The organism is Halanaerobium saccharolyticum (assembly GCF_004362045.1).
Taxonomy (GTDB): Bacteria; Bacillota; Halanaerobiia; order Halanaerobiales; family Halanaerobiaceae; genus Halanaerobium; species Halanaerobium saccharolyticum_C.
The window spans coordinates 99,053-106,922 of record NZ_SNWX01000008.1 but is presented as its reverse complement, the minus strand read 5'-3'; the positions used below and the strand labels follow the sequence as shown (position 1 = coordinate 106,922).

The window sequence follows — 7,870 nt, the reverse complement described above, 5'->3', positions numbered from 1 at the left end:
TTCCTTCAGATTCCACCTCGCGATGGACACCCTTGTCTTCAGCTAGCGGTTGGCACTATTAACCCCCACATCAGACTTTCACTGATTAGCAAATATTCATGCCAGGCAAACTAGCAAGAAAGCCAGACTATTAAAAGTCTGACTTTCTAAAATAATTTATTCTAATATTATTTCAGCTTCAACTTCCTGGTCAACATCCACTTTTAAACCGGGATAGGCAAAATATGGTTCTCCATTTTGATCCCAGAAAAGTTCCTGGATTCTACCATGACGATTGTGGTCATAAAGAGGATTCCCCTCTATTTCTTTATAAGGTCTGGCGTGATAGACTAAAAGATCAGTTACCCCATCTTCAGTCTTAGTAAACGAGTTGTGACCCGGTCCATATAATGAGGTTTCGTCTGAAGTTACAAATACAGGTTCTTCACTCTTCTGCCAGGAATCACGTTCAAGTAAATTACTATCCTGATCAGCACTTAAAAGTCCCATACAGTAATGATGACCGGTTTCACTGGCTGAATAAGCAACAAATATTTTACCGCCGCGCTTAATAACGGCCGGACCCTCATTTACATCAAAACCGATCACTTCCCAGTCATATTTCGGTTCTGATAATAAATGCTGTTCTTTAATTGTCCAGGGATTTTCCATTTCGGCTATGTATAGATTGGAAATAGTATTATCTGCAACTTTTTGAGCCCAGATTAAATATCTTTTACCCTGATGTTCAAATGTAGTTGCATCAAGACTAAAGCTTTCAAATTCAATATTTACTTCACCTTTTTCAGTCCAGTCACCAGTAAGTGGATTATCTGCTTCACATTCAAGCACATAAGGTCTAATTGCCCAGACATCATCTTCTCTACCTGCTGCAAAATAAATATACCAGTTACCATCAATAAAATGTAGTTCAGGAGCCCAGATATGTTTGCTCATTTCTCCCTTTTGATATTTTTCCCAGATAACAACTTCTTCTGCATCTTTAAGATCGGAAATGGTTTTGGCTCTTCTTAAAACAATACGGTCATATTCTGGATATGAACCTGTAAAATAATAATAACCATCACTGTGTTTGTAAATATATGGATCAGCTCTCTGTTCAACCAGAGGTTCTGGATAATTAACTTCTTTTATTTTGCCATTAACACTAACTTGTCCTTCTTTTTTGAGTTTTTCAAGATCAACTTTTTCCCATTCAACCCCGCGATAACTGTACTTGTCATCAAGACAGATTTTTATTTTATCGGGTAATTCGATACTATTAATATCAGAAGTGGATAACTTAATTTCTTCAATTTTATTTATTTTTTCAGTATAATTATTGTTCATTTTTAAAAATGCCTCCATTTATTTTAAAGTAATAAGAGTAACAGATGCCGCAGGTAGAGTAACCTTAAGATTGTTGCTATCTAATTCAAGATCTTCTAAGACAGCAGGTTCAACATTATCAGGATTATCAAAACTGTTATGTGCATTTAATTTATCAGCTGTAAGTACTCTACCTGTTATTTCACTTAGATCAAAGTTTTGAGCAAATAGTTTGCTCTCTAAATGAATATCTTTTTCAGGATTTAAATTACATACAGTAATATTTACTTCGCCATTTTCATTAACTGAAGCAGAGGCATTTAAAGCAGGTATTTCCTGTTCCTCATATTTATAATTTTCACTGTTTAAATCAATATGAAGCAGCTCAGCATCCTGATGAACTTTATACATTTCGAATACATGGTAACTTGGAGTTAAAATCATATCTGCTCCATCAGTTAAAACCATTGCCTGCAGTACATTAGCAGTCTGAGCAATATTTGCCATTTTAACCCGATCAGCATGCTGATTAAAAATATTTAAGGTGATTCCAGCAATCAGGGCATCTCTTAAGGTATTCTGCTGATATAAAAAGCCTGGATTTGTTCCCGGTTCAACATCATACCAGGCACCCCACTCATCAACAATCATGGCAATTCTTTTTTCCGGATCATACTGATCCATAATTGTTCCATGTTTACTAATTAGTTCATCCATTTTTAGTGCCTTTTTTAAGGTAATAAACCATTCATCTTCTTTAAAATCAGTTGAAGAGCCTTTACCTTCCCAGAATTCTCCCGGAATTGTATAATAATGCAAGCTCAAACCATCCATTTGACGGGCAGCATTTTTCATTAGAACTTCTGTCCAGTTGTAATCATCAACATTTGCACCACAGGCAATTTTAAAGATTTCATTATCACCGTGATCACGGACATAAGTTTGATAATTGCGATACTGATCAGCATAATATTCAGGTCGCATATTACCTCCACAGCCCCAGTTCTCATTTCCGACACCAAAGTACTTTAAAGGCCAGGGTTCTTCTCTACCATTTTCTTTTCTCCAGTCAGCCATTGGAGACTCTCCTGCAAAAGTTATGTAATCTACCCATTCCTGCATCTCTCTAATTGTACCACTACCAACATTCCCAGAAATATAGGGCTCTGCATCTAAAAGTTCACAGAGCTGCATAAACTCATGGGTCCCAAAATGATTATTTTCAGTTACTCCCCCCCAGTGAGTATTTACCATCTTAACTCTATCTTCTCTGGGACCTATTCCATCTTTCCAGTGATATTCATCAGCAAAACAGCCTCCAGGCCATCTTAAAACAGGAATCTCAATCTTTTTAAGAGCTTCCACTACATCAGTTCTGATCCCATTTTGATTTGGTATCTCAGAATCTTCTCCAACCCAGAATCCTTCATAAATACATCTGCCCAAATGTTCGGCAAAATGTCCATATATATTCTTATTAATTTTTTCTTTTTTTTGATCAAGATTTATACTTAACTTATTCATTTAAAATCCTCCTAAATTAGTCTTTTTTCTGCAGCCATTCAAGCTGCCATTTTTGTTCTTTTTTATCTTTATCTTCTCGCTGAATTAAATTATTATCTTCATTTAAAGTTAAAGCTTTTTGACTATTTCTATTTATAATTTTAAATTCATCATTATTTACGGCTGTTATTTCCCACTCCTGACAGGGATGAGAAGAATTGCTCCACTGCTGAACTACAGCAGCTTCGGTTTTTAAAGCATCCTGTACTTCTAGATATAGAAGACTGTTTTTATTTTCGATTCTATAAAAAGTACTGTCAACAGGATAAATCATCCATTTTTGCGAATCAAAGTCATTATCGTTCCTGGCCACCATTTTAGCCCTGGATTCAGTTTTAGAATCTTCAACACTAACAATTTTATTTCTGGCAGAATTTATAATTTTATAATATCCTTTAAAATAATTATCTGTTTCTTTTAATTCTGGCCAGTTATTTTCCCATTTTAAATCTTTTATAAAAAATCTATATTCTCCATTTTTTCTGCTGTAGGCATGATGGATTAATAATTGATTATTATAAATATCCTGACCACCATGACCGACATATTTTTCATCACTGGCAGTTAAAACTGTTCCCCCACCATTTAATAAATCAATTCCATTTTTATCAAGATAAGGACCTTCAATATATTTTGAGCGGCCATAGACTATTTTATAGTCACTTTTTTTTCCTCTGCAGCAGTGATCAATCGATGTAAAAAGATAATAATATCCATCTTTATAAGTTAAGGTAGGGGCTTCAACTCCTGCAGCCCTATCTCCTACCCTGCGTGAGGCTAGAGAATGGATTTCACCTTTTAATTTCATAGTTTTCTGATCAATTTCTGCTAATTTTATTCCATCAAACCAGGAACCAAAAACCAGCCAGGGGTTATCTTCTGCATCTATAAAAATACAGGGGTCAATTGTATTAAATTTTTTGCCATCTGAAGACGTAATTACAAGGCCTTCATCTTTCCAGTTTCCCTCTTCTATACTATCTGCAGAAAGTAATCCAATGACTGAGTTATTTGTTCCAAATTCTGAGACAGAGTAATAAAGCCACCACTTATCATTAAAAAATTCTAAATCTGGGGCCCAGATATCATTATCTCTATCAAAATGTGGTACATAATCACTCCACCAGGCGAGTGGTTCCTCTAAAATAGGAGCTTCTTTTTTCCAGTTCAAACCATCCTGAGATGATTTGATACCAAAACCTTTACCGGTGTGAAATAACCACCATTTATTGTTTTCTTTTACTAAAGCTGGATCATGTGCCTTAAGATTACCTGTTATATTTCTATTTAGACTGAACAATTTTTTTTCCATCATTTTTACCTCCCAAGCATTAAATAATAAAATAGGTTATCAGAGTTATTATATTATTTCTGTATAAAACCCTGATAACCTTTTATATTTTATTATTTATTTAGATAATCTGATAACATTCCAGGATAACTCAGGAAGTTCAGCTGTTAAGCTTGATCCATTAATTTCAGCGTTACCATTATTATGTGGTTTAACATTGTCAGGGTTTTCTTCACTATTTACTGCTTTGAGATCATCATTTTCTAAAACAAGATGTTCAAGAACCTTATAATCCTCAAAGCCATTTAATTCACTATCTAATTCTAAGACTGATTCAGTATCTCTATTAACAGCAAATATCGTTAATTCTTCCTTTTCTTCATTAAATACAGTAACCTGTTCTAAAAGATCAACTTCTTTAAAATCTTTACTGTCATAGGTTGGAGAAGAAACTCTGCTGTCTAAAACAGTACCTCTACCAAACTTTGAAGCATGATAATAGGGATAGAAAATAGTCTGTCTCCAGGCCCCTCCATCTTCATTAGTCATGATGGGAGCAATTACATTCACTAATTGAGCTTGATTGGCAATTTTAACCCGATCAGCATGTTTGAGCAGAGTTATTAAAGTCAGTCCAACAACTAAAGCATCTTCAAAGTTATAAATGTCTTCTAACTGTGGAGGTGCCACCTGCCATGGTTCACGCTTTTTATCAACTTCATCAGAATGATACCAGACATTCCACTCGTCAAATGATAAATTTATCTTCTTATCGCTGTTTTTCTTAGCTTTAACATAATCACAGATCGCAACTACTGAATGAATAAAATCATCAAGGCTTTCTGTTTGAGCCAGGAAGTTTTTAATATCATTTTCATCATTGCGGAAATACTGATGTAGAGAGATATAATCAACATGTTCATAAGCATGTTCCAGTACCGCTGCTTCCCACTGCCCAAAAGTAGGCATCTGACGGTTGGAACTTCCAGAAACAACTAATTCAATTTCCGGGTCAAGTCCCTTCATAACCTTGGCAGTTTCTAATGCGAGGCGTCCATATTCATCGGCAGTTTTGTGACCAATCTGCCAGGGTCCATCCATTTCATTTCCCAGACACCAGGTTTTAATATTATATGGTTCTTCTCTACCATGTTCTTTGCGTAAATCACTGTAATAACTGCCACCGGGATGGTTGCAGTATTCCAGATAATTACGGGCAGCATCAATTCCTCTGGTACCCAGGTTAACCGCCATCATAACCTCAGTCCCTGCTTTTTCTGCCCACTGCATAAATTCATTTGTTCCAACTTCATTAGTTTCCACTGTTCTCCAGGCAAGCTCCAGTCTATTGGGGCGTTCTTCCACAGGTCCTACTCCATCTTCCCAGTTATAACCAGAAACAAAGTTTCCACCTGGATAGCGAATAATTGGAGGATCAATTTCCTTAATTAACTCTAAAACATCTTCCCTAAAGCCATTTTCGTCAGCTGTTGGATGATCAGGCTGATAAATACCTGTATAGACAGCTCTACCAAGATGCTCAATAAATGATCCAAAAATTCTTTCGTCTACCTCACTTACTGTAAAATTACGATCTAAATATACTTTTGCATTTTTTTTAGTCATCATTAGTCTCCTTTTCTTTAATAGATTATGCTTTTTGCTCAACCAGATCATTATAGCCTGCTAAATTTAGTTCTTTCGCAAAATGACAGGCAGAAAATTGTTCTTTTTCTTCATTAATTAACTCCAGTGGAGGTTCTTCTTCGCTGCATATCTCCTGAGCATAAGGACAGCGGGGATGTAGATTACAGCCGCTGGGAGGATCAGAAGGATCAGGAACTATCCCATCTATTTTACCTCTTTTTTTCTTTGATTTTGGATCACCTTCTGGAATTGATTTTAGAAGGATTTCTGTATAAGGATGTAGTGGTTTATCATATAAATCATCAGCAGAGGCAATTTCTACAATTTTACCCAGATACATTACCATAATTCGATCACTTATATGTTCTACAACACTCAAATTATGAGCAATAAATATATAGGTTAAACCCATTCTATCCTGCAGCTCTTCCAGAATATTTAAAATCTGAGCCTGTACTGAAACATCAAGAGCAGAAACCGGCTCATCACAGACAATAATTCTTGGCTCTAATGTTAAAGCTCTGGCGATACCAATTCTCTGACGCTGACCACCACTAAATTCGTGGGGATAGCGGTTTAAGAAAAACTCACTTAATCCAACCTGATCCAGTAATTTTTTTGCAGTTTCAGTTCTGGACTCTTTAGTACCAATTCCATGAATCTCCAGAGGTTCAACAATAATATCTCTAACTGACATTCTGGGGTTTAAAGAAGACATTGGATCCTGAAAAATCATCTGAATATCTTTTTTGTATGAATAAAATTCCTCTTCATCTATTTTCGTCAAATCTCTCCAGTTTCCTTCTTCATTTTTATATTCAATTGTTCCGGCAGTTGGTTCAATTAACTTCATTAATGTTTCTCCTGTAGTTGATTTTCCACAGCCTGATTCTCCCACCAGCCCCAGTGTTTCGCCTTCTTTGAGAGAAAAACTAACTCCATCAACTGCTTTAACCTGACCCACTACTTTTCTAAAAACACCCTGTTTTACCGGAAAATATTTTTTTAAATCTTTAACTTTTAAAATCAGTTCTTCATCCTTCATTTCTCTTACCTCCTTCCTCATAAAGCCAGCATTTAGACTGATGACCTTCTCCTACATCAAAGACAGGAGGTTCTTTTTTAGTACAGATATCCATTTTATGAGGGCAGCGAGGTGCAAAATGACAGGCATCAGGTAAATTATAGATCTGAGGTACAGACCCACTTATTGGCTTCAATTCCTTTTTGCGGCCAATTTTTGGTATTGACTGCAGTAGTCCCTGAGTATAAGGATGAGAAGGATTATAGAATAAATCTTCTACCTCTGCTACTTCTACAACTTTACCTGTATACATCACCACAACTCGATCAGAAATCTCTCCAATTACGTCCAGGTCATGAGAGATAAACATAATTGACATCTTATACTCCTGCTGTAGATCTTCCATCAATTCTAAAATCTGAGCTTCAACTGTCACATCAAGGGCAGTAGTCGGCTCATCCGCTATTAACAAACTCGGATTAGAAGATAAAGCAACAGCTATCATTGCTCTCTGATTCATTCCTCCACTTAATTGATAGGGGTAATCATTGATTCTCTGCTCAGCCGGAGAAATACCAACTTTGCGCAGCATTTCTATTGCCCTTTCTCTAGCTTCCGACTTATTGACATCATGGCTGAGCATAATGCCCTCCATTATCTGAGAACCAACTGTATAAACAGGACTTAAAGAGGACATTGGATCCTGAAAAATCATGGCCGTATCTTTACGTCTGATATCTTTCATCTTTTTTCCTGTCCGTTTTAATTTTGCAATATCAATAACCTCATCATTATCGCGATGAAGCAGAATTTCGCCTCCATAAATTTTTCCTTTAGGTTGAGGAACTAGATTTAAAATAGAAAGTGAAGTAATACTTTTTCCACATCCACTTTCGCCCACAATCCCCAGAGTTTCACCTTTATAAACATCAAAGCTAACTCCATCAACTGCTTTGGCAAGTCCTCTTCTCGTATCAAAATAAGTTCTTAAATTCTTTACTTCCAGCAATTTATCTTTATTTTTCATAATTATTTAA

General features: G+C 35.9%; 6 protein-coding genes. All 6 read right to left on the bottom strand.

The annotated features are described in order from the left end of the window. Nucleotides 1–156: 156 nt before the first annotated feature. Nucleotides 157–1,329 (bottom strand): glycoside hydrolase family 43 protein, encoded by a 1,173-nt coding sequence (locus DFR79_RS07130; protein ID WP_133514810.1) that lies wholly within the window; start codon nucleotides 1,327–1,329, stop codon nucleotides 157–159. 18 nt (nucleotides 1,330–1,347) lie between these two features. Next, nucleotides 1,348–2,832: an alpha-N-arabinofuranosidase gene (locus tag DFR79_RS07125; protein WP_133514809.1), complete on the bottom strand. Its 1,485-nt coding sequence runs from the start codon at nucleotides 2,830–2,832 to the stop codon at nucleotides 1,348–1,350. A gap of 16 nt (nucleotides 2,833–2,848) precedes the next feature. Continuing rightward, the gene (locus tag DFR79_RS07120; protein ID WP_166637999.1) at nucleotides 2,849–4,183 is read right to left on the bottom strand and encodes a family 43 glycosylhydrolase; all 1,335 of its coding nucleotides are present in this window, start codon (nucleotides 4,181–4,183) and stop codon (nucleotides 2,849–2,851) included. A gap of 96 nt (nucleotides 4,184–4,279) precedes the next feature. After that, the gene (locus DFR79_RS07115; protein WP_133514807.1) at nucleotides 4,280–5,788 is read right to left on the bottom strand and encodes an alpha-N-arabinofuranosidase; all 1,509 of its coding nucleotides are present in this window, start codon (nucleotides 5,786–5,788) and stop codon (nucleotides 4,280–4,282) included. 25 nt (nucleotides 5,789–5,813) lie between these two features. Beyond that, the gene (locus DFR79_RS07110) at nucleotides 5,814–6,854 is read right to left on the bottom strand and encodes an ABC transporter ATP-binding protein (protein ID WP_133514806.1); all 1,041 of its coding nucleotides are present in this window, start codon (nucleotides 6,852–6,854) and stop codon (nucleotides 5,814–5,816) included. Beyond that, on the bottom strand, nucleotides 6,844–7,860 hold the full coding sequence (locus tag DFR79_RS07105; RefSeq protein ID WP_133514805.1) for an ABC transporter ATP-binding protein: 1,017 nt from the start codon (nucleotides 7,858–7,860) through the stop codon (nucleotides 6,844–6,846). The genes DFR79_RS07110 and DFR79_RS07105 overlap by 11 nt, the downstream gene beginning before the upstream one ends. Between the last annotated feature and the right edge of the window lie 10 nt (nucleotides 7,861–7,870).

Coding starts and splice junctions, on each gene's coding strand:
- DFR79_RS07130 (WP_133514810.1), bottom strand. CDS start 1,329: ATGAACAATAATTATACTGAAAAAATAAATAAAATTGAAGAAATTAAG.
- DFR79_RS07125 (WP_133514809.1), bottom strand. CDS start 2,832: ATGAATAAGTTAAGTATAAATCTTGATCAAAAAAAAGAAAAAATTAAT.
- DFR79_RS07120 (WP_166637999.1), bottom strand. CDS start 4,183: ATGGAAAAAAAATTGTTCAGTCTAAATAGAAATATAACAGGTAATCTT.
- DFR79_RS07115 (WP_133514807.1), bottom strand. CDS start 5,788: ATGACTAAAAAAAATGCAAAAGTATATTTAGATCGTAATTTTACAGTA.
- DFR79_RS07110 (WP_133514806.1), bottom strand. CDS start 6,854: ATGAAGGATGAAGAACTGATTTTAAAAGTTAAAGATTTAAAAAAATAT.
- DFR79_RS07105 (WP_133514805.1), bottom strand. CDS start 7,860: ATGAAAAATAAAGATAAATTGCTGGAAGTAAAGAATTTAAGAACTTAT.